The 25,024-nt window shown below is 31.2% G+C and carries 16 protein-coding genes and 1 pseudogene; all 17 read left to right on the top strand.

Features of this window, described 5'->3' with window-relative positions:
• Positions 1 to 8: 8 nt before the first annotated feature.
• Positions 9 to 284 (top strand): hypothetical protein, encoded by a 276-nt coding sequence (locus AB9Q04_RS00510; RefSeq protein ID WP_410023443.1) that lies wholly within the window; start codon positions 9 to 11, stop codon positions 282 to 284.
• A 190-nt stretch (positions 285 to 474) separates the two neighbouring features.
• The gene (locus AB9Q04_RS00505) at positions 475 to 789 is read left to right on the top strand and encodes a single-stranded DNA-binding protein (protein ID WP_410023442.1); all 315 of its coding nucleotides are present in this window, start codon (positions 475 to 477) and stop codon (positions 787 to 789) included.
• Position 790: 1 nt separating this feature from the next.
• Complete coding sequence (locus AB9Q04_RS00500; protein WP_012797151.1) at positions 791 to 1,006, top strand: Maff2 family mobile element protein; 216 nt, start codon at positions 791 to 793, stop codon at positions 1,004 to 1,006.
• Between the two features lie 10 nt (positions 1,007 to 1,016).
• Complete coding sequence (locus AB9Q04_RS00495; RefSeq protein WP_410023441.1) at positions 1,017 to 1,880, top strand: VirB6/TrbL-like conjugal transfer protein, CD1112 family; 864 nt, start codon at positions 1,017 to 1,019, stop codon at positions 1,878 to 1,880.
• A gap of 9 nt (positions 1,881 to 1,889) precedes the next feature.
• Positions 1,890 to 2,180 (top strand): hypothetical protein, encoded by a 291-nt coding sequence (locus AB9Q04_RS00490; RefSeq protein WP_410023440.1) that lies wholly within the window; start codon positions 1,890 to 1,892, stop codon positions 2,178 to 2,180.
• Between the two features lies 1 nt (position 2,181).
• Positions 2,182 to 2,592: a PrgI family protein gene (locus AB9Q04_RS00485; RefSeq protein ID WP_410023439.1), complete on the top strand. Its 411-nt coding sequence runs from the start codon at positions 2,182 to 2,184 to the stop codon at positions 2,590 to 2,592.
• On the top strand, positions 2,483 to 4,906 hold the full coding sequence (locus AB9Q04_RS00480) for a VirB4-like conjugal transfer ATPase, CD1110 family (RefSeq protein WP_410023438.1): 2,424 nt from the start codon (positions 2,483 to 2,485) through the stop codon (positions 4,904 to 4,906). The genes AB9Q04_RS00485 and AB9Q04_RS00480 overlap by 110 nt, the downstream gene beginning before the upstream one ends.
• Positions 4,907 to 4,913: 7 nt before the next feature.
• Positions 4,914 to 7,493 carry a C40 family peptidase gene (locus AB9Q04_RS00475; RefSeq protein ID WP_410023437.1) on the top strand — a complete coding sequence of 860 codons (2,580 nt, stop codon included), beginning with the start codon at positions 4,914 to 4,916 and terminating at the stop codon, positions 7,491 to 7,493.
• A 14-nt stretch (positions 7,494 to 7,507) separates the two neighbouring features.
• Positions 7,508 to 7,747: a hypothetical protein gene (locus AB9Q04_RS00470; RefSeq protein ID WP_001080402.1), complete on the top strand. Its 240-nt coding sequence runs from the start codon at positions 7,508 to 7,510 to the stop codon at positions 7,745 to 7,747.
• The gene (locus AB9Q04_RS00465; RefSeq protein ID WP_394020296.1) at positions 7,734 to 9,317 is read left to right on the top strand and encodes a stalk domain-containing protein; all 1,584 of its coding nucleotides are present in this window, start codon (positions 7,734 to 7,736) and stop codon (positions 9,315 to 9,317) included. Before AB9Q04_RS00470 ends, AB9Q04_RS00465 begins: the two co-directional genes overlap by 14 nt.
• Positions 9,318 to 9,331: 14 nt before the next feature.
• Positions 9,332 to 10,201: a CD1107 family mobile element protein gene (locus tag AB9Q04_RS00460; protein WP_410023436.1), complete on the top strand. Its 870-nt coding sequence runs from the start codon at positions 9,332 to 9,334 to the stop codon at positions 10,199 to 10,201.
• Between the two features lie 80 nt (positions 10,202 to 10,281).
• Positions 10,282 to 11,712 carry an ATP-binding protein gene (locus AB9Q04_RS00455; protein ID WP_410023435.1) on the top strand — a complete coding sequence of 477 codons (1,431 nt, stop codon included), beginning with the start codon at positions 10,282 to 10,284 and terminating at the stop codon, positions 11,710 to 11,712.
• 106 nt (positions 11,713 to 11,818) lie between these two features.
• Positions 11,819 to 13,540 (top strand): DNA topoisomerase 3, encoded by a 1,722-nt coding sequence (locus AB9Q04_RS00450; RefSeq protein WP_410023434.1) that lies wholly within the window; start codon positions 11,819 to 11,821, stop codon positions 13,538 to 13,540.
• Positions 13,533 to 14,498 carry a DNA cytosine methyltransferase gene (locus tag AB9Q04_RS00445; protein ID WP_410023433.1) on the top strand — a complete coding sequence of 322 codons (966 nt, stop codon included), beginning with the start codon at positions 13,533 to 13,535 and terminating at the stop codon, positions 14,496 to 14,498. Before AB9Q04_RS00450 ends, AB9Q04_RS00445 begins: the two co-directional genes overlap by 8 nt.
• Positions 14,499 to 16,290: 1,792 nt before the next feature.
• A pseudogene (locus AB9Q04_RS00440) lies at positions 16,291 to 22,128 on the top strand (helicase-related protein); the annotation flags it as partial.
• A 43-nt stretch (positions 22,129 to 22,171) separates the two neighbouring features.
• A complete protein-coding gene (locus tag AB9Q04_RS00435) occupies positions 22,172 to 22,828 on the top strand; it encodes a DNA-binding protein (RefSeq protein WP_410023431.1) in 657 nt (218 codons plus the stop codon).
• Between the two features lie 249 nt (positions 22,829 to 23,077).
• On the top strand, positions 23,078 to 25,024 hold the full coding sequence (locus AB9Q04_RS00430) for a hypothetical protein (protein WP_410023430.1): 1,947 nt from the start codon (positions 23,078 to 23,080) through the stop codon (positions 25,022 to 25,024).

Raw genomic sequence — 25,024 nt, 5'->3', positions numbered from 1 at the left:
AAAGCAAAATGTGTGAAAATAGAAAATCATCTTTAATTATATTAAATATAAACGGTGAGCAGTTTATTTTAGAAAGTGATACAGAGCTCACAAGGGATAAGAAAAATTATATTGAAGCAATATGTGGGACAATGTACGATGAAAGTAATGAATGGTATGAAGATATATATGATATGTCCCTATATGATATAGCTGAGCTATTTGAAAAAACAGTAGAGGACGAAGTAGGAATAAATGTTACATTTAAAGCGATAGACCTTGAAGTATCCATTTTAGAAGACTAGAAATAAGGTGTTAACAGGCGATAGAAATTAAAAACTCTATCGTCTTTTTTTATACTCAAAATTAGGAGGTTAAGATGGTAAGGATAAGAAGTCCCACTTAAAACAATTTAATATATAAGATATTTAGCGATTGAATTATAAGTTCAGTCGCTTTTTTAATTGAAATTTTTAGATTGAGGAGAAGAAATTAATGGATAGAGAAATGATAAATATTAATGCAAATTTAGTTAAGGAAGCTGAATTTTCAGAATTTGAAAAAGATGGAGAAAATGTTCAAGTAGCAAATTTTGCTCTTGTTAAAAAATATGGAAAGGGCAAAGAATATACAAATTGCTCAGTATATGGAGAAAAGGTAGAAATTGCAAAAGAATTTGAAAAAGGAGATCTGATCCATGTCTTTGGGTATTTCAAAGAAAACAAAAAAGGAGATAAGGTCTACAAGAATTTTATAGTTAAATCACTAAACAAAATAGAAAATAAAGAGAAAGAAAACGAGGAGGAATAATATGGAATTTTTTACAGCTGGAGTAGGAGTTTTAAAGACACTTGTAACTGCAATTGGTGCAGGTTTAGGAGCATGGGGAGTTATTAACTTAATGGAAGGTTATGGTAATGATAACCCTGGTGCTAAATCTCAAGGTATTAAGCAGCTTATGGCTGGTGGGGGAATTGTACTAATCGGTATTAAATTAATTCCACTACTTGCAAATGTTTTAAATTAGGAGAAAGTCTATGTTTGGTATCTTTGACAAGCTAACTGAATTTTTTAAGGATATGCTACTCGGAGGTATCAAAGCAAATCTTGAGTCCATGTTCTTAGATATAAATGACAAGGTAGGAGTTATTGCAACTGATGTTGGAAAGACACCAATGGGTTGGAATGGAGAAGTATATAACTTCATAAAAAACATTAATGATAATGTGATTATTCCAATAGCAGGTCTTATTATAACAGCAGTTTTATGTATTGAACTCATAAATATGGTTATGCAAAAGAATAATATGCACGATACAGATACTTTTGAGTTTTTTAAATACATTATAAAGATGTTTATAGCAGTCTACCTTGCAAGCCATGCCTTTGAATTTTCAATGGCAGTCTTTGATGTGGCACAAAATCTTGTAAACAAAGCGGCAGGGGTAATCACTACTTCTGCCACTGTTTCAGGAGATCAGATAGTTGCAATGGTTGATACATTAAAAGAAAAAGATGTTGGTGCATTAATGATGATATTAGTTGAAACAAGCCTAGTAAGGATTGCAATTCAATGTATATCTTTAACTATTACCTTAATAGTATATGGGCGTATGTTTGAAATATATGTCTACTCATCAGTATCATCCATACCATTTTCGACTATGGGAAATAAAGAATGGGGTCAGATTGGAACAAATTATATCAAGGGACTTTTTGCCTTGGGACTACAAGGTTTGTTTTTGATGATATGTTTAGGTATCTACACAGTTTTAATAAGAACGGTACAGATTACAGATATTCACGCAAGCTTGTTTAGTATATTAGGATATGCTCTACTACTTGGACTTATGATGTTTAAGAGTGGAACAGTTGCAAAAAGTATTATGAATACGCACTAGGAGGAATAAATGTTAAAAAAGAAAAATTGTGCTTTATTGGGACTTGGAATTTCATTGGGAGGAACTTATAAAATCTTAAAAGAGAAAAAAAGAAATGAAGAGATTAGAAGCTTAAAGAAAAGAATAAACAGACTCGGAAGATGTCACAATGAATTTGTTATGTATCAAGGAGAATACAATGACAGAAATGAAGAAAAACAAGAAGAATTAGAAGAAAGAATTAGCTACCTAGAAGAGGAAACAACATCTAATTATGACCATATACTTGAACTTTCCAAAGAAGAAGTAGAGGGAGATTAAAATGGCGTATGTACCAATACCAAAAGATTTGGACAAGATTAAAACAAAGGTTGCTTTTAACTTAACCAAAAGACAACTTATAGGTTTTTCTGTGGCAGGACTAATTGGCATACCAACCTATCTATTTATGAAGAAATATCTACCTAATGATGTTTCTATCATTGTAATGCTAATAGTAACCCTGCCAATCTTTTTTATAACCTTATATGAAAAAGACACCTTAACTTTTGAAAAGTATTTTAAATTTTTCTATCTTCATAAATTTTATCAACCAGCTAAGAGAATAAGAAAGGAGGCATACCTTGAAGCAAAGAAAAAAGCAAATCAGCGACTTAAATCTAAGGGAAAAACAATTAAAAAAAGACAGAAAGGAAGTAAGAAGGCTAAAAACAGAGAAAGATCCAACAAATAGTCTTCTAAGTGTACTTTTAAATAAAGAGAAAAAGAGATTTACTGTTGAGGACACAATTCCCTATATAAGAATGTTACCAGAGGGCATTTGCCAGTTAGATGAAAAAAATTATTCAAAGACAATTTCATTTCAAGATATAAATTATCAGTTGGCATTGGAAGAAGATAGAGATTTAATCTTTAACCAATTTGCCAACTTTTTAAATTCTTTTGATCCAAGTGTCCACGTTGAACTTTCGTATGTAAATCAATTAGGAAGAAGTAAAGACCTACAAGATGCAATTAAAATTGCTGATAAGGGAGACTTCTATGACGATGTAAGAAAAGAGTTTAGGGAGATGTTAAAGCTTCAACTTGCAAAGGGCAATAACGGACTTAAAAAGATGAAGTATATAACCTTTACAACAGAAGCCGATAACCTAGAGCAAGCAAGGACAAAGTTAAATAGACTTGAATTAGATATTTTATCTAACTTTAAATCTATGGGAGTAAGAGCAGAAAGCCTTGATGGAGAAGAAAGACTAAGACTTGTTCACGATATGTTAAATCCAGACAAAAACTTTGATTTTTCATATAAGGATTTGAAGAAGAAAGAGTCTACAAAGTCACATATAACTCCCAATATCTTTAATTTTACACCAGCAAATAATTTTAAATTTGGGAAATTCATTGGAGCAGTAAGCCATTTTCAAATACTTGCAAGTGAGTTATCAGACAGAATGTTATCTGAGTTTTTAGATATTGATGACAATATTTATGTAGCTTTTCATATAGATGTAGTTGAACAAGCAGAAGCTATTAAACTCATTAAGAGAAAGAACACAGACCTAGACAGAATGAAAATTGAAGAACAAAAGAAAGCAATTCGTGCAGGATATGATATGGATATTATTCCTTCAGATATAAATACCTTTGGAGCTGATGTTAAGTCCATGTTATCTGACTTACAAAATAGAGATGAAAGGCTCTTTGTAGTTACCATAGTAATGATGAATTTTGCTAGGAGTAATCAAAAATTAGAAAACACTATTGCTCAAATATCATCAATTGCAAACAGACATAATTGTCAGGTAAAAAGATTATCTCATCAACAAGAGCAAGGACTTGTTTCTGCCTTACCTCTAGGAGTTAATCAAGTCGAAATAAAAAGATTTTTAACTTCATCATCAACTGCAGTTTTTATGCCTTTTACAACAGAAGAGCTATTTATTGATTCGGCAAATTCTTTGTACTATGGCTTAAATGCCCTTAGCCAAAACTTGATTATGGCAGATAGGAAGAAACTCAAGAACCCTAACGGACTAATATTAGGAACACCAGGTTCTGGTAAATCTTTCTCAGCAAAGAGAGAGATGGCAAATGCAATTCTTGTCACAGATGATGATGTAATTATTTGTGATCCAGAAGGCGAGTATTCAAACCTTGTAAAACAATTTAATGGAGAAGTTATTAAAGTATCAGCAAAGTCAAAGGACTACCTTAATCCACTAGATATAAATATGAACTATGGAGATGGGGACGCACCTTTAAAGGATAAGGCAAACTTCATAATGTCTATGCTTGAACTTGTGGTAGGAGGATCTGGTCTTACTGCTGCAGAAAAATCTGTTATAGATAGGTGCTTACCAAAGATATATCAAAAATATTTTGAAGACCCAAAACCAGAAAATATGCCTATATTAGGAGATTTATACGATATGCTCCTATCTCAAGAAGAGGGAGTTGGTAGGAAGCTCGCAACAGAAATGGAAATTTATGTTAAGGGAAGTCTTAATGTATTTAATAATAGGTCAAATGTTGACTTAAATAGGCAACTGCTCTGTTTTGATATAAAAGAGCTAGGAACACAACTTAAAAAAATAGGTATGCTTGTAATTCAAGACCAGGTTTGGAACAAGGTTTCCCTAAATAGAGGAAGCAAGTCTACAAGATACTATATAGATGAGTTCCACCTTTTATTAAAAGACCCACAAACTGCTTCATATTCAGTAGAAATCTGGAAAAGATTTAGAAAATGGGGCGGTATTCCAACAGGTATAACTCAAAACGTAAAAGACCTTTTAACAAGTCAGGAAATTGAAAACATCTTTGATAATACAGACTTTGTTCTAATGTTAAATCAAGCATCTGGAGATAGGGATATTCTTGCTAAGAAATTAAAAATATCGCCTTATCAGTTAAACTATATTACTAATTCAAATGCAGGTGAGGGACTCTTATTCTTTGGAAATACTATTGTTCCATTTATTGATAAATTCCCTAAAGATACCATGCTATATAAGCTGATGACAACAAAACCAGAAGAAGCTAAGTAGGTGTGATATGGATAAAGAATTAAAAAAAGATTTTCAAAAGAAAATTATACGAAATAGGGACGCTCCTGAAAAGAATCTTGAAAGTAAACTTGTTCATTCAGATGATTATACTAATAAGATTATTAAGACTAAGGATAGGTTCGGAAATAAAATTTCAGAAAAAGAATCTAAACTAATTCATGAGAATGTATTATCTAAAGATCAAAAACAAGATAAACTAAAAGACTTTCAGAAGGCTAAAAACAAGGAAAGAATTAGAAAAGAAGTTTTAGATAATAAGGATAAGGCTGGAGAAACAAAACAAGCTAATCTTGAAATAAAGACAGATGAAAGCTTTAAACTTGATGAAGACTTAGATGTAGACTTCAAAAAGGTAAATTTTGATAGTGTAAACAGTAGAAATATTAATTCTAATAAATTAACAACAGATGATATTTCAGCTAAGTCTAAACCAATAAACAATAAGAAGGTATCAAGTAAAAGACAAGTTCTTAAAAATTATGAGGATAAACTTATTCATAGTAAGGATAAATTCCAAGACAAAATCAACGAAAAAGAGTCTAAGCGAATCCACACAAGTGAAGAAAAACCTATTGAAGCAAAAAAAAGCAAGAGAGTATATAAAAAAGATAAGCTTGTTAAAGATGAAGTAAGCAAGAACGACAGTAATTCTAATATCAATAAAAAGCAAAAGCAGAAACTTTATCAAGAAAAGAAGTTTAGAGATAAGGAAAAAATTTCTAAAGAGATAGATAAAGAAAATAAGCTAAGCAAAGTTGATACAGAAAAAACTTTTGATAATTCGAAGGTTAAAGAAAATAATCAAGAATTTATAAAAGATGAAAAGGAAACAAGCCTTAAACCTTCAGAACAAAAGAAAGTTAACAAGAAGAAGACTTACTATAAGAGAAAAAATTATGAAAGTGATAAATTCACTCGAAAGAAAATTGATGACTTAAAAAATGAATCTAAGAAAGTTACAACGAAAGATTCTAAGAAAGCACAAGATGTTAAAGACTTTATCTCAGATAAAAAGATTGGAGAGCTTGAAAAGTCTAAAAGCAAGCTAAAGGATAATATTTTAAAGAATAAAACTAAAGGAAGTCTATCTTCTGGAGTTTTATTATCTGGAGCAAAATCTTCAGAGTTAGTGAGAGATTATTTAAGTTCAGGATCTGATAATACTGGTGTAGAATCTGGAGAAAAGGTCGCTAATGTAAGCTCTAAACTCCAGCATGGAATAAGGAAGTATAAGCTAGACAAAAAGAAAAAGTCCTTAAAAAAGTTATCTAAACTTGATAAGAAAATAAGAAATAGAAAAAGCAAGCTGGAGTTTAAAAGTGGCTTGGAAGATTTAAAAAAGTCAGATGCTTATATAAAGAAAAATAGATTTAAGAAGTTTTACCAGAGGAAGCAAATGAAGAGCATGATAGCTAAAAAGCACGAAACAAGACTTGTAGATAGAGTTAAAAAAGCTATTTTAAGTTTAGGTAAGGCTTCTAAAGAGCTAATCGTAAGAAAAAGTAAGATGGTTCTATTTCTAGTAATAGGACTAGGTCTTATGATCTCAATCATGATTGGTGGTGGAAGTGTTGGTATGAGTGGACTAAGCAATTCAGTAAACTCAGTAATGACAACAACATACCTATCACAAGACACAGTTCTAAGTGAAGTAAATCAAGAATTTTCATCAATGGAATATGACCTACAATCACAAATAGAAAGTGTAAAAACAAGTCATCCTGGATATGACGAATATATCATAAACAAAGAAGGAGAAATTGGTCATAATACCCACGAACTTTTATCCTATATAACTTCAAGATGTGGAGAAGTAAAATCAGCATCTGAAGTAAAAGGAATTTTAAAAGAGCTTTTCGATAAGATGTATAAGCTTGATTTTAAAGAAGAAATTGAAATTAGAACAAGAACAGTAGCAAGAACTAGATATGATAGTCGTGGAAATCCTTATACTAGCTATGAAAAAGAAGAGTACGAATATAAAAAGTTAATTGTAACTTTAAAGAAAAAAGAAATGGATGAAGTTGTTAAGGAAATATTTAAAGATTATCCAGACAATGTAGTTCATTATGAAGCTCTTCTTGAAGCTAAGGGGAATATGGGTGATGTCTTTGGATCAGGTAATGGGGACTTAGGAGAAATAGTAGATAATCCAAACTTTGGAAATCCTGGTCTTGCTTTTGATTCAGCTACTGCCAAAGCCTTATTTAATGAAGCAGAAAAACATATAGGCAAAAGATATGTGTTTGGAGCAAGTGGACCATCTAACTTTGACTGCTCAGGATTTGTATGTTGGTCATTTACAAAGTCTGGTGTAAAGAGTATGCCAAGAACAACTGCATGGAGAATATACAAAGACTATTGTAATCCAGTAAGTCCAAGTGAAGCTCAACCTGGAGATATTATATTTTTCCACTCAACATATAACAGTGGAACTCCAATATCTCACGTAGGAATATACGCAGGTAACGGAATGATGATTCACGCAGGAGATCCAATTCAATACACATCAATAAATTCAAAATATTGGAAATCACACTTTTATGGTTTTGGAAGACCTAGATAGAAGGGAGATATTATGTGAACAGGAAGCTTATAAGTATTAGAAACAAAAAGAAAAAAATAGAAGAGAAATTAAAAGATTTAAATGCAAAATACAAGGAAATTTGCGATGAAGAAATACAAGTTGAAAATGAAGAAATAATTGTAACTCTTAGGAGGAACAATATTAGCTTGGAAGAATTAATGGAGAAAATCAATGATAGAAAAAGAGAAGAAAAATTAAAAGAAAAGGAGAACATTCATAATGAAGAAATTTAACACGAACAGACTAAGAGCCTTTTTTATGGCTCTTTTATTAGTTTTAACATCAACTTCAACTACTAATGTACTAGCTAAATCTGATGATACAGATGGTAGTAAAAAAGTGATAGAAAGTTCTATAAGTAATATTAATGATTTAGAAGATCAAATCAAAGACTTAAATGATAAGAAACAAGAAGACCAATCAAAGATAGATGAATTAAAGGAAAAGTTAGAAGCTTGCAAAGATAATGGAGAGAAACTAAAACAAGAAAAAGCTAAGCTAGAAGAAGAAATTAGAGATAAAGACAATAAGATTGCTCAATTGAATAAAGAAAGTGAGGATCTTAAAAACTCCAATAATGATGAACTAATAGCAGAAATTACTCAGCTTAAAGATGAATTAAAAAGATTACAAGATGAAAATGAAAAACTTAAAGAAAATTATTCATCTACAAAATGGGAGTTAGAATCTGAGAAAGAAAAGACCGATAAAAACGAAAATAAAATCAAAAAAATGCAAGAAAAGCTCGAGTCTTTAGAAGAGGAACTTGCAAAGATGACTAAAGAAATAGAGGATAAAGATAATAAAATTAAGGACTTAGAAAAAGCCCTTGATAAAAAAGATACTAAGATAAAAGACTTAGAGTCTAAAAAGAAAGAGACAGAAAATTCTAAGTCAGAATGCTTTAAGAAAATTGAGGAGCTTCAAAAGGCTATTGATAGTTTAAAAGAATCTTCTGAAAATACAAAAAAAGAATTAGAAGATAAGATTAAAGGACTAGAAGAAAAACAAAAAGCTTCTGAAGAAGAAATTAAAAAGCTAAAAGAAGAGTTAGATAAGAAAATTGAAGAAGCAAAGAAGTTAATCGAGGAAGCAAATAAAAAAGCAAAAGAAGAACTTGATCAGCAAGCTAAAGATGAAAAAGATAAAAATCTAAACCAAGACTTAACTAAAAAATTAGATGAACTTCTTAAACTCCAAAAAGAAAATAAAGAGAAGAAAGAAGATGAGAAATCTCAAGATAAAAAGTGGGACGAACTTTTAAAAGCTGATGACAAGAATATTCTAAATCAATTTGATCTTAACAAGATGAAAAAGCAAGAGGAACAACAAGGCGAAAAACAAGTTAAAGACGAAAAAGAATTTGCAGTTTTCCAAGTAGACAAAAACTTCTATAACATTATCAACAAAGATGGTAAGACAACAGTCTATATGGATGTAAAAACTTATGTGGATCAAGGAAGAACTATGATTCCAGTAAGATATATTGCTTATACTCTAGGTTTTAATGTTGAGTATGACAACTCTACTCGTGAAGCTATTTTCTCAAATAAAGAGAATAATATCCTAGCTAAAAAGACATTAAGACTAAATATTGATACTGGTGTTATGAAAGATTCAGATGGAAAGGTCTACAATTCAGATGTTAAGCCAGTGATTATAAATGGAAGAATTCATGCTTCAATTTCAAATATTGCTAAAGCTTTTGGAGCAAGTCATGGAGATATTAAAGATGGTAAAAACCAAACAATAGAATGGGACAATGCTAGAAAAGCAGTCTATGTATTTAAAAATGTAAAATAAGAAAGGATAGAAAAATGAATATGAGCATTAAACGAGGAGTAGCCATAGCGTTACTCCTTTTTACATTTACAATACCAGCAACTACATTTGCAATGACAAATGAAGGGCAAATAGAAAGTCAAAACGAATCAATCTATGAACCACAAAAAGAAGAATTTGAAAAAATGTTGAAAGATGATGTTTTTACACCATCAAAAGAAGAAATTCCTTATCAAGATGTTCCAAGAATACCAGGAAATACAAGTGAAGCTAACAAGCCTTCAACTAATCCTCCAAAGAAAACACCACTTGTAAAAGGTGGTAATACTAAGGCAGTAAATAATCTTGCGACACAAGAAAATAAGTCAAGAGGTTCAGTAATTGAAAATGTAGATAGGAATGGAAAAGATATTACACCAAGCGGAGATACAGAAAAAGATAAAGAAAATCCAGTAGATGTAAGACAATTTTTAACATTTCAAACTAAAAGTGGAAAAACTATGCACCTAATAGTGGATCACTCATCAAATCAAGATAATGTAAGATTATTAACAGAGGTAGGAGAGCAAGATCTACTTAATATGATTGAATCAGAAGATAAAAATACTATAAAGGTTGAAGAACCTAAGAAAGAAGAAGTGAAAAAAGAAGAGCCTACAGTTGTTCCAGTAAAAGAAGAAAAGAAAAGCGGGATAGGTTCATTTCTAATTGTTGCACTTGTAATTGGAGGAGTTGTAGGAGCAGGATATTATTTTAAGGTAGTCAAAGCAAAAGAAGATAGAATGTTGGAAGACTTTGAAGAAGATGATGAGGATTATATTAGTGAGTCAGAAGATGAATCTGACAATGAAGAAAGTCATGAAGAATCTTTAGATGAAGACGATGAAGATGATGAACTATTATAAATCTCAATTTTCATCATCGAATAAATAATTCAAAAATATGGTATAATTAAGTATAATATTTGCCAGAGAGGAGGGATACTTTGGACTTAAAAGACTATCTTGGAGAAACAAATCTATATGACAAAAAAGAAAAATTAGAAAGGAACAAACCAAAGTCTTGGTTAAAATCTGTGTCAGCCTTTGCTAATGGTAGAGGTGGGAAGCTAATATTTGGAGTAAAAGAAGATAACACAATTCTTGGACTTAGTGACTATCAAGAAGTTTCTGAAAATATTTCTGAAATCATAAAAACTAAAATGGATCCTAATCCAGAATTTGATATGGAAATAAAGGAAATTGATGGAAAAGTTATATTGATTTTAAGTGTATTTGCTGGGAAGAATACACCATATTTTGTAGTTGATGGCGGAACGAGAACAGCCTACAAAAGAATAGGAAATCAAAGTGTCCCTGCAAGTCGAATTGATCTTTTTAATTTGTCTTTAAAGGGAGAACATATAAGTTACGATTCACTTCAGTCAAAGAAAAAAATAGAATATGTAAGCTTTAAGGAACTTAAAATCGAGTACAAAGAAAGAACGGGAAAAGATTTTGAAGAAAAAGATTTGAAATCTTTCGGACTTGTAAATGATGATGGAAATCTAACCATAGCAGGAGATTTATTTACAGATAACTATCAAGTTTATCAGTCAAGGGTATTTTGTACTAGGTGGAATGGGCTTACTAAAGCTAATGGTCGAATAGATGCCTTGGATGATGCTGAATTTGAAGGTAATATAATTTACCTTTTAAAAGCAAGTTTGGACTTTGTGAAAAGAAATTCAAAAAAGATGTGGAAAAAGGGTCCAGTCTACAGAATAGAATATCCAGAATATCCTGAAAGGGCAGTACAGGAAGCCTTAGTAAATGCATTAATTCATAGAGATTATTCTGTGATAGGAAGTGAAGTTCATGTAGATATCTATGATGACAGACTGGAGATATATTCTCCTGGAGGTATGTATGACGGAACATTCGTGCAGGATCTAAATCCATTAAACGTATCTTCCACAAGAAGAAACCCAATTATAGCGGATGTATTTGCTAGGATGGATTTAATGGAAAGGAGAGGATCTGGACTTAGAAAAATCATAGAAGCTTATCAAGCAGAAGAAAATTATAATGAAGAATTAAAACCAGAGTTTAAGTCAACAGAATCTTCATTTACTACAATTTTAAAGAATTTAAATTATGACACCCAAAATGTCACTCAAAATGACGGTCAAAGTGAGGGACAAAATGAGGGGGAAAATGAAGGTCAAAATGACGGTAAAAAGTTAAAACCAAAAGATAGACGAAATAAGATAGTGAAACTTATGAAAGAAAATTCAAACATAACAACAATTGAATTATCTCATATATTATTGGTGTCTGTAAGCACGATAGAAAGAGATTTAAAAATTCTCACAGATGAAAAAACAATCGAGTATATAGGTAGTGCTAAAGATGGATATTGGAAAGTAAACAAATAAAGTTAAAAAAGAAAATAGAATTCTTTCGAAAATAATACGATATTCGGGAGAAATACTTTGAGCGAGAGAGAAATCTTTCGCTCTTTTTTTATTTATGGAGGTATGAATGAAGTTAGTAATAGCAGAAAAGCCAAGTGTAGCAGTTACAATTGCAAAAGTAATTGGGGCAAGAACAAGAAAAAACGGATATTATGAGGGGAATGGATACATTGTTTCTTGGTGTGTCGGTCATTTAATTCAAATGGCAAGTCCCGATAAGATAGACGAAAAATGGAAGAAATGGACAATAGACAATCTTCCTATAATCCCAGAGGAATATATTTATGAAGTATCTAAAAGCACAAAGAAACAATATGGAGTTTTAAAGAAACTTTTAAACGATAAGAACATCGACACAGTTATAAATGCTTGTGATGCTGGAAGAGAGGGAGAACTTATTTTTAGGCTTGTATATAATCAAGCTAAATGTAAGAAGAAGATTCAAAGGCTTTGGATATCTTCAATGGAAAACAAAGCTATTGAAGATGGCTTTAGAAATCTTAAAGACGGAGAAAACTTTGAAGATTTATATAGATCAGCGAGTGCAAGAGCAATTGCGGATTGGTTAGTGGGAATGAATTTAAGTAGGCTTTATTCTTGCATTTACAAGGAAACATATTCAGTTGGTAGAGTACAAACACCAACTCTATATTTAATAGCTAAAAGGGATAGTGAAATAAACCTATTTAAGAAGCAAAAATATTATACAGTTGACCTATCTTATGGAGGATTGAAACTTGTATCAGATAGGATTGATAAAATTGAAGTGGCAGAGCAACTATTAAATCTACTAGAAGATGAAATAGTTATTACAGAGGTAGAAGATAAAGATATAAGCACAAAACCAGATAAGCCTTATGATCTCACTACCTTACAAAGAGAAGCAAATAAATATTTTGGATATTCAGCAAATGACACTTTAAATCTGGCACAAGGTTTGTATGAAAAAAAGTTAATCACATATCCAAGAACAGATAGTAGGTATTTAACCGATGACATGGTTAATACTATGAAAGAACTATTAGAAGGACTTGAAGAAGATTTTAAAATCAACGAATCAAACTTTAAGTCTATTTTTAATTCATCTAAGGTTACAGACCACTATGCAATTATTCCTACTATATCAGGTATTGGAAAAGCAAAAGATATATCTGATAAAGAAATCAAAATCTATAATCTAATTAAGAATAAATTACTTGCTTCATGTTCGGATAACTTAAAGGAATCTAGTAGAAAAATCAGATATGAATATGACAAGTTTAACTTTAATGCAAGTGGCAAGACTGTAATCGATGAAGGTTATACCAAGTATCTAAAGAGCTATGGAAAGGAAAGTCAAGAAAATGAATTACCAGATGTAAAGACTGGAGATAAAATTAAGCTAACTTCTAAAAATATATCTGAGAAATTTACAAAAGCTCCAAGTCATTATAATGAAGATACACTTTTAAAGTCTATGGAGAATGCAGGAGTAGAATCCTTGGATAAAGACATAGAAGTAGAAAGAAAAGGCTTAGGAACACCAGCTACAAGAGCAGGAATTATTGAAAATCTTATCCATAAGGACCTTATAAGAAGAGATAAGAAAAATTTACTTGTAACAGAAAAAGGCAATAGGCTTGTATCGATTGTAGAGGATAAGTTTAAATCGGCAGAAACAACATCTGAATGGGAGATGAAACTTGCAAAGATTAGCTCTGGTGAGGTAGATAAAGAAGACTTTTTAAGAGAAATTGAAGATAGTATAAGGGAGCTTGTAGATAGGTACAAGAATAATCTAAATGAATAAGGTAAAAATATTAGAGCTTTTCGGTGGCATAGGTGCTATTAGAAAGGCTTTTATTAATTTAAAGATACCTTATGAAGTTGTTGATTATGTAGAAATAGATAAGGCTTGTGTTAAATCATACAACGAACTTTATGGAGAAGATTATAAGCCAAAATCAGTAGTAGGATATAAAGCTCCTAATGAGAAGATAGACTTAATTATGCATGGGAGTCCTTGCCAAGACTTTTCAAGAATTGGAAAAAAGCAGGGAGGAGTTAAAAATTCTGGAACTAGATCAAGCCTACTATTTGAAACAATTAGAATAATAAAAGAAATGAAAGATAAACCTAAATGGATAATTTGGGAAAATGTAAAGGGAGTCCTTGATAGAAATATGAGGGACTCCTTTTTTATTTATCTAAAGGAGCTAGAAAACCTTGGATATGAAAGCAAATATGAAATCTTAAATGCAATGGACTTTGGAATACCTCAAAAAAGAGAAAGGATATTTGTTGTTTCATGTCTTGGAGCAAATAAATTTTCTTTTAATAAATTGGAGAGGAAAGAAACAAGACCACTAAGTGAATTTTTAGAAAAGGATGTAAGTGAACTTTACACAATGACTCAACCTTATATGCTGAAATTTTTAAATAAAAGCATAGATAACAGTTTTAGAGGGCGACTAAAAGTGATTAAAGATTTTTCTTATACTATTTCTACAAAACAGATGAGAGTACCAAATTCTGGAATAATAGATATTGGAAATGGTCAGTATAGGTATTTAACAGAAAGAGAATGCCTAAGACTCATGGGTTTTGATGATAGTGATGTAGACAAATTAGATGAAGTATATCCAAGAAGAAAAAATTGTACCTCAAGTAAACTATATAAACAGGCTGGTAATTCTATTGTGGTCAATATTTTAATGGCTATTATAAAAGAAATTCATAGAATGGAGGTAGGAAATGCAAGTAAATGATTTTAAGAATATACAAGAATCTATAAAGTATGAAGTGTTACAAGACGAAAAAGAATATTTAAAACTCTTAAAAGTTATAGGTAATAATCAGAAATATGATTTTTCTAGCCAACTAAGTATATACAACAAAGAACCTGAAGCTAGAGCTTGTGCAACCTTTGATATGTGGAAGAAATATTTTGGCAGAGTTGTTATGAGAGGTCAAAAGGGTATTCCAATTTTAGTTGGAAGTGATGTAAACAAAAAAGTTTCATACATTTTCGATATTAGTCAAACCACATCAATGGATAGGAATATCAATGAGGTTAGCTTATGGCAGTTTGACCACGAAAACCATAACGATGCTTTAAAAGAAATAATAAGAGATTCTTCATTCGAAGCTAGTGATTCACTCAATGAAAATATATTTTCTTTGAGTCGAATTTATGGAGATGAATATATTAACCTGGCTCTTGCTGATTTGAGAATAGATATAGAGGATAGACTTAGTTTTGAAAAGTTTATGAGAGACTCAATATCCTATGCAGTAGCTAATAGGTTTAATACAGTCTATCCTATGGATATGGAAAATTTAAAAAATAATTTTTCGAGGATTAATACAATTTCTTTAGAACAGATAGGTCTTGTAATATCAAGGGTTAGCGAAGATATTATAGATAGAACAATAGAAAAAACTAAGGAAATGGATCGAGCTAGGCTGCTGACAGAAAGGGCTGGTGGCGACTATAATAGAGATATAGAAAATATAAACGAAGATAAAGGAGGTCAAAATGATTTATATAGACGAGATGATAGGTCAAGAAGTAGAGATGGACGAGTTTTCACAGATGGAAGCGACAGAAGAAATAGCGATGAAGATCGAAGAGAAAACCCTGGATATGATGGAGAAGGATCTAGAATTTATGGAGAGATTTCCGAATCCGACTTACGCAGTTCTAAGACTGTCTTACCTGGTAGGGAGCGAGGACATGGAGAACTGGAAGAAACTTCAGAAAATGTACGAGGAGAAAACACTTTTGAACCACCTGAAGGAAATTCAGAATCAAGCAGTGGACTTTATCAAGAGAGAGAAAGTCAAGATGATGAAAGCACAAGGATTGACAGAGAAGATGATGAGAGAGAATCCAGAGGAATACCAAGGACAGATGAACAACTTGATGGCAAAAGTGAAGAGAATGGCAATCAAGGAATACGTGGAAGCTTAGAAAATGAAATAAGCCAAGAAAAGGAAGCTGATGAAGCTTCTTTTTTTGATGGCAACAACATTGAAAAAAGAAAAGACTATTGGATTGTAGAATTTAATGAAAACCATGAATTAGTTCCCGATTATAGTGGGCAGATAGTAACTAAAGACTTAATTAATGTCTTAAAACAAAAGGATATTGATGTTAAAGACCATAATCAAACTCTGGGAGAAAATGAATTTGGAGAAATGACTGATGATTATATCGGATATTTCAAATTCTATTTTGACCACTATGTAGACGGAGAAGTTGTCGAGCATTATAGGATTGACCTTGGTGATGGTCAAGAAGTAAATGAGCGTGAATTTTCATATTTAGAAGAACAAGTTGCACTAAGTGAGGAAAAATCTTTACAAGAAGAAGCTAAGGAAAATATAGAGCCTAAATTTAAGATAGGCGATCAGGTTAGATATAAAGATAAGGACTTTACTATTACAGATTTTGATGAACTAAGTGGAGGACTTAAAACTGTAACCATTAGAGATAATACGGAATATATGGGAGGTATGATTAGGGGTTCGGAAGTAATTCCATATAGAAACGATTCATACCTTGAAGAAATCTTTGAAAATCTAAGTCAAACATCAGAAAAACTAGCAGTAAAGGTTGGTAAGGAATTTATTTTCGAAGATGAGAAGATCTTTGATGGAATTAACTTGATTGAAACTGGAACTAAAGTAGAAGTTAATGGTGAAGAATTTCCTTTATATAAGGGTGAAACATTTGAAGATAGTAGAAAGATTGATGACCTTTTAGATAGTGGAAACTATGAGATATACAAGTTATCTGAGCATGAAAAACAAATTGAAATACAAGTAGAGCAAGAAAGCTTTATTGATAACCACAATCCTGAAATTGACCAAATGATGGATAGATACAATGTGCCAAGACAAGCAGCCGAAAACTTATTGAGGGGAAAAGAAGATTTAAAGAATCTAGGCTATGAACCTAATAAGGAAAGGCTAAGTTTTGCTAGAAATTATGACTTGAAAAATCATATCTACTCAGAATACCTAACACCATCAGAAAGACTAGATAAAAATATCAAAGCTATTAAAATGCTAAAAAGACTTGAAAATGAAAATAGGAGTCCAAGAGAGTATGAACAAGCCTATCTTGCTGATTATCTAGGTTGGGGTGGTCTTGCCGATGTCTTTGATGAAGAAAAGGGAGGACAATGGCTTGAAGCAAGAAATATTTTAAAAGAAAATTTAACAAATGATGAGTATTTGAATGCTAAAGAGTCTACTTTAACATCCTTTTATACACCTAGAGAAGTAATGGATGGAATATATAAGACCCTAACAGATATGGGATTTAAGACTGGGAATATCCTTGAACCATCTGCAGGAGTCGGTAACTTCATTGGTAATATGCCAAGTGAAATACGAAACTCTAAAGTCTATGGAATAGAAAAAGATAGTCTTAGCGGAAGAATAGCAAGGGAACTTTATCCTGAAGCTAATATTCAAATTAAAGGCTTTGAAGAAACAAACTTCTCAAATAATTTCTTTGATTTGGTAATAGGAAATGTTCCCTTTGGAGATTTTAAAGTTAACGATCGTGAATATAACAGAAATAATTTTCTGATTCACGATTATTTTTTTGCAAAGTCAATAGATAAGGTTAGAAATGGAGGAATTATTGCCTTCATAACTTCATCTGGAACTATGGATAAAAAAGATGAATCTGTTAGAAAATATATTAATGCAAGATGTGAGTTTTTAGGAGCTATGAGGCTACCTAATACAACATTTAAAGGACTTGCTGGTACAGAAGTTACTTCAGATATTATTTTCTTAAAAAAGAGAGATTCAGTTATAGAAAGAGATGACGATTGGATACACCTAACAACTGATAAAAAGGGTTTGACCTACAATAAATACTTTGTAGATAATCCTCAGATGGTATTAGGGGATATGAAAGAAGTATCTGGTAGATTTGGAAATACTATAACTTGTGATGAAAGAGAAGATGAGAAGTTAAAAGACTTAATGGATTTTGCAAGTAAGGAAATATCTTTAAATTCAAAATATGAAGAGGTCGAACTATTGGAAGATGAAGAATTAAGTCTTCCAGCAACAGACGATGTTAAGAATTTTTCCTACACTATTATTGATGAAGAGGTCTACCTAAGAGAAAACTCAGTCTTAATTAAGCAGAATATATCAGATAAAAATAAAGAAAAAATAAAAGATTATCTTGATGTAATGAATGCTTTAAAAGATGTAATAGAAAAACAAAAGGACGATTTTTCTGATGAAGAAATAAAAGAATCACAAGCAAAGTTAAATGAAGTCTATGATAACTTTTCAAAGAAACATGGCTTTATTAACTCCTTATCAAACACTAGAGCCTTAAAGGAAGACTCAAACTTTCCTTTGGTATCATCAATAGAAATACTTGATGATGAGGATAATTTCAAAGCTAAGAGTGATATATTCTCAAAAAGAACAATAACAAAGGCAAGGGTAGTAGACCATGTAGATACTTCCCTTGAAGCTTTAGTCTTATCTGTTTCACAAAAAGGATATGTAGATTTTGAATATATGGAATTTATCACTAATAAAGATAGGGACACCTTAATTGGTGAACTTGAAGGCGAAATATTTTTAGACATTAAGGACACAGACCTAATAAATAACAGAATGCCCTTTGAAAACTTTAATAATGACGATCCATTTCATTTTTCATATGTATCGGCTGATGAATATTTAAGTGGTAATATCAGAGAAAAGATTGGTTATCTCAATTCATATATCGGAGAAATTGAAAATGTAATAGATTTAGCACCTTCTGAAAAGAAAGACACACTATTAAATGAGTTAGGCAAGCTCAAATATCAAAGAGAAAAATTACAGGAAGTTATGCCTGAAGAACTCAGTGCTTCTGATATAAATGTAAGGTTAGGAGCAACTTGGATACCTCAAAAAGATATAGAAGACTTTACTTTTAATCTTTTAAAAACACCAGGTTATGATAGGTGGAATATAAATGTTAGGTTCTCACCACATACAAGTGAATGGAATATTGAAGGTAAAAGTGTTGACTCAACTAATGACCTTGCTAACATGACTTATGGTACAAGTAGAGTCAATGCCTATAAGCTAATTGAAAATGCTCTTAATCTAAAAGATACGAAGGTATTTGACCAAGTAATAAACGATGATGGTTCTAAGACTTCTGTATTGAATAAAAAAGAAACTATGCTTGCAAGTCAAAAGCAAGAACTGATTAAAGAAGAATTTAAGAATTGGATATTTGAAGATCCTGATAGAAGATATAGGCTAGAAAAGATTTATAATGAAAAATTCAATTCAATTAGAAATAGAGAATTTGATGGTTCTAACTTAACTTTTGATGGAATGAATACTAGAATCAGACTACGAGAACATCAAAAAAATGCCATAGCAAGGACTCTTTATGGTGGAAATACACTACTTGCCCATGTAGTGGGAGCAGGAAAAACTTTTGAAATGGTAGCTTCTGCTATGGAATCTAAAAAGTTAGGACTTGCAAGTAAGTCATTATTTGTAGTTCCTAACCATTTAACCACTCAAATTGGTAGAGAGTTTATGCAATTATATCCATCAGCAAACATTATGGTGGCCGATAAAAAAGACTTCCAACCTAAAAATAGAAAAAGATTTATTGGTAGGATTGCAACGGGAGAATATGATGCAGTCATCATAGGACACTCTCAATTTGAAAAAATACCAATGTCCAAGGAATATCAGGTAAGACATATACAGGACCAAATAGATGATATAGTTTCCTTTATTGACGAGAATAAAAGAAATAGAGGAGAAAATTTCACAGTTAAACAACTAGAAAAGACAAAGAAGAAACTCTTAGTAAGACTTGAAAAACTAAATGATGATTTTAAAAAAGATGATGTAATAACCTTTGAAGAACTAGGAGTAGATAAGTTATTTATAGACGAAGCTCATAATTACAAAAACTTATTCTTGCATACCAAGATGAGAAATGTTGCGGGTATCGGTCAGAGTGAAGCCTTTAAGTCTTCAGATATGTATATGAAATGTAGGTATATGGACGAAATGACAGATGGAAAAGGAGTTGTATTTGCTACTGGTACACCAATATCAAATTCAATGACAGAGCTTTATACCATGCAAAGATACCTTCAGTATGATGATTTAAAGGCAAGAGGATTAGAACATTTTGACGCTTGGGCTTCTACTTTTGGAGAAACAGAAAACACCTTTGAATTATCTCCAGAAGGTACTGGATATAGGCAAAAGACAAGATTTTCAAAGTTTTATAACTTGCCAGAATTGATGTCTATGTTCAAAGAAGTAGCAGATATAAAGACTTCAGATATGTTAAATTTGCCAGTTCCAGAAGCAAATTTTGAAGTTATTAAAACAAAACCTACTGAGGAACAAAAAGAAATATTAGAAGCTATTTCAGAAAGAGCTGATGCAGTTAGAAATAACCAAGTCGAGCCAACAGAAGATAATATGTTAAAGATTACAAATGATGGTAAAAAACTTGCCCTTGACCAAAGATTAATAAATCCACTACTTCCAGATGATCCTAATTCAAAGGTAAATGTATGTGTGAAAAATATCTTTTCGATCTGGGATAAGACAAAAGAAAATTCATCGACCCAATTAGTATTTTCGGATATGTCTACACCAAAAGGAGATGGAGAATTTAATATCTATGATGATATTAGAAATAAGCTAGTAAATATGGGAATACCAAAAGAAGAAATAGCCTTTATCCACGAAGCAGATACAGACAAACAAAAAGATGAATTGTTCTCTAAGGTAAGAAGAGGAGAAGTAAGAGTATTATTAGGCTCTACTCAAAAAATGGGAGCAGGTACAAATGTACAAAATAAATTAATAGCCTTACACGATTTAGATGTCCCTTGGAGACCGTCTGATTTGGAGCAAAGAAGTGGTAGAATTGTTCGTCAAGGTAATGAAAATGATAGAGTTAATATCTTTAGATATGTAACAGAAAATACCTTTGACGCCTATTTGTGGCAGACGATAGAGAATAAGCAGAAATTCATCTCCCAAATTATGACAAACAAGACACCTGTGCGTGTTGCTGAAGATGTTGATGAAGCAAGTCTATCTTATTCAGAGATTAAGGCTTTGGCTACTGGCAATCCTCTAATTAAAGAAAAAATGGATTTAGATAACGAAGTTACAAAACTAAAAATGCTTGAAGCAAACTACAAGTCTAATAAATATAAGCTTGAAGACAAGGTAAATAAAATTTATCCTCAAAGTATTTTAAAAACTGAAATGGAAATACAAGCAGTTAAAGAAGATATTGCAAATGTTGAGAAATTAGGAGAAGGAGATAGCAAATTTACTTCAATCAGTCTAGGGACAAATAAAATTTTAGATAAGAAAGAAGCTGGAGAGAAGCTATTAGAAGAAATAAAAAAGGTAAAGATAAATGATAGTAAGGTCATTGGTAAATATAGAAATTTAGACTTACAAGTTTCATATAACTTTATGACTAATACTCACACTTTTAAACTCCTAGGAAAAGCAGAATACTTTGGAGAGTTTTCAAACTCTACTGATGGAAATATAACAAGGCTTGATAATGCCATTGAAAAAATGCCTTCAAGACTTGAGAGGTTAAATCAAAATCTTGAAAACTATAAAGAATCTTTAGAAAATGCCAAATTAGAATTAACTAAACCATTTGAAAAAGCAGATGAGTTAAGGGATAAGACACTAAGACTAGCTGAGATTAATAAACTTTTAGATATGGGAGAAGTAGAAGAATTAGAAAACCAATCGCCATTATTAGAAGATTTAAAGAGGGCGATAGTTGATTATTCTAATTATGAGTTTTCAGAATCTAATAGCTATGAAGACTTCGACAAACTATACCCTGATTTAAGTCATATAGGACTTGCCTATACAGAAACACCTGATGGCAAGCATTCTATTCAATATGAGGTAAATTTGGAAGAAAAAACATGGACTCAGTATGTAGATAATGTAGCTATTAGAACAGAATCTTTTGTAGAGGAAGATATATCTAATTCACAAGCCATCAAAGATATGACTGAAGCCATAAAAATGTCAAGTTTTGATGATCTGGTATCAGTAGATGAAGAAGATTTAAAACAAGCTCTAGGACTAGAAATAGATGATGACGGAAACTTCTATGACCCAATAGCAAAAGATCTTGATAATGACGGAATACCAGATAGGTATGACAATGATTTTAAAGATAGTGATTACTTTGAATCAACTTATGATGTAGAGGATAATCTTCAGGCGAGGGAAGAGAAACCATCAATATTGGGACAAATATCAAAATTCAAATCGGAAGAAGAAAAAGATAAAAATCAAGAAAAAAGTGAAAAAGGACAAGAAAGATAGAGGAGAGCGAAAGGCTCTCCTTATTTAGTACAAGGAGGAAATTATGGAATACAAAGATATTAGAGAAAACTTAGAAGAAATGATGAATGATAACTACAAGGACTTTATAAAAGCACTTGTGAGTATAGAAAAGGGTCTTAATGATGAAAAGGCACTTGAAGAAGTCTATGTTTTATATATGAACAATGACACAACAGGTCTACTAAGCGATGACTTTGACTATATGATTGATGATATGAAAGAACAAGGTAAGATTGTTGAAAATACCAATGAACTTGAAGAAAAAGACGACCTCATAAATCTCGTGGGTAATATAGCTGGCAAAGTAGAAAATCTTGAACGAGAAAATGCTAATGGAGAAAAGTTCAAGGTAAGTAACTTTTCAATTGTTTCAAAAGATGACGATGGAAATAAAATTTATACGAATTGTTCAGCCTATGGAGATAAGACAAAAGATTTAGAGAACCTTAAACAAGGTGATTTTGTTAAAATATTTGGTCAAGTAAAAACAAGCATTGATAACAACGGGAAGGAACATAAAAATGTCCGTATTTTGTCTTCTAAGCTCTTAAAAGCAAAAGAACAAGTAAAGAGTCAAGATAAAGATAAAAAGTCCATAATAGGGCAAATAAAAAGCTTTAAGACAGATGACAAAGCTAAATCAAACAAGAAAGACCATAGCAAAGGTGCAGAGAGATAAATATCGGCAGTCTTCGGACTGCCTTTATTTTTTTGCTCATTTAAAGTGATATATCAAGTAATAGAAAATAACTTATAGTTAATGTTGTAATTAAATTAAAGAGGAAATAAAAAATACCATAGTTAAATAATATAAGTAATTAGATTATAGAAACTTGAATACAATTATAAGAATGAAGAAAGGAGTGATTATTCTCAGAAAACAGAGTATAATATAATAAAGGATTAAATTAAAAGGGGAGTCGATGTCATGAGAAAAATAAAAATTATAGTATATAGCTTATGCGTAATCATTTCTTTCATGATTTTAGGAGAATTATATGTTTATAATTTAGATAGCTTTTCTGAGGATTATATTAACTGTACTTTTGCTGTTAATCAAGTAGAGGATTTAAGTGTTGCAAAAAAAGATTTTGTAGACACAGCAGAAAAATATAATTTAGGAATTTTTTCTTTAGAAAACAAGTTACCTAAAGAAAAACGAAAAGAGTATCATATCTATGGTAATGAAATTGGGCTTAAAAAACTTCAAAAAACATTTAATAAAAAAGGTGCTTATAATAGCCTAGTAGCAGGTGAAGCAGAGGTTATATTCCATGACTGGAAAGAACTAGAGAATGTAGATTCCTTAAAAGTATTGTTCTTCACCAATGATGTCGAAGATTTAACCCAAATAAGAGAGTTTAAAAAAGAACTTATCGATCAATACGGGGGAGGATTCCCAAATTACTATGGAAAATCCAATACATTGAGAAACACAACTCTTCTCGTGCTGTCAATTGTTTATCTTGTCCTCATTTTTATAACTACATTCGAACTACAAATTAGCAAAAAAGAAAACTATATAAAGCTTATACAAGGTGTGGATATAGTAAAAAGCAATTTGAAATTATTTTTAAAAGATCAGCTAATTTTGGGTATGATTACAGCTATCCTATACCTTTTTATAAAGAGATTCTATTACTTAGAATACATAAGATACTATTTAGCTGTTGCATATAGTTTACAGTTATTGCTGGCCTTGCTACTCTATATAAGAACAGCAAATAAAATTGAAAAAACTGGGATTCGTGCAGAAAACAATGATACTGTAGTAAAGATTTCATACGGAGTACGAGTTCTTGTCCTATTGATTTTAATACAGTTAATGTACAGCAATGGATTGATTATAAAAGATGGGTTAGACTATGCTAAACAGAAACCTTTTTTTGAAAATCATAAAGAATATTCCTACTATCAATTAAATTACCGACTTGATAATTCCTTGGGTAAAGATATAGATAATACCGACGATACAGCCCTCCTTCATAAATACTTAAACGACAAATATTATGAACGTTCAATGTTGATGTTTAATTTTTCAAGAAATTTAGGTGGGCTGGAATCCATATTAGTAAATAAAAAAGCATTAGAGGAGCAAGAGATTCAGCTACCTCTCCATGACTTAAAAGAAGGAACAGACTTAGCTGTTTTTTACCAATCGGATTTATCTGATTATACAAAGGAGGAGATAGAAAGAGTTCTAGAGCTATACTATCCCTCCAATAGTAAAATTGATTACGTACAATATAAGGACAAGATAGAAATTATAGCAATCAATGATACCAACAGTTTGCTCCGAAGTGTTCTATTAGAGTCTCCTCTAGTAATTTTAGAAACAAGAAACATGGGGATTTCAATCAAAAATGCGGATGCTAGGCTCTATTATGCCTATTCAACACCCTATGATTTAAGTGGGAAAGAATATGAAGAACTAATTGAGAAGTTTCAGTTAGAAAATCAAATAGCAAAACGAACAAACATATATGAAGTGTTTACATTTGAGTTGAATAATATACGACGTAATACGGCAATGTTATTATTTATGAACCTGCTATTTTTAGGCTTAAACTTTTTGATTTTAGCTTTTATAATAAGAATGCAGTACTTTTTGCGTCGTAAAGAATTTGTATTAAAAACAATTCTTGGCTATAGCATTTTTGAAAAAAATAAAATATTTTTATCAACTCAAGCATTGACTGTACTTATCAGCTTATTGATCAGTTGCCTTATTTATATACGTCTATCTGTTTTTAGCTTGGAAGTGTTTATGATTCTTGCGATAGTATTGATAGCATTGGAAATAATGTATACTATGATACAAGTAAAGAGTAATGAAGAGATACTTCTTGCTCATATAATAAAAGGAGGTCAATAA

Source organism: Anaerococcus groningensis, from assembly GCF_046365465.1.
GTDB classification, from domain to species: Bacteria; Bacillota; Clostridia; order Tissierellales; family Peptoniphilaceae; genus Anaerococcus; species Anaerococcus groningensis.
This window is presented reverse-complemented; position numbering and strand designations above follow the sequence as displayed.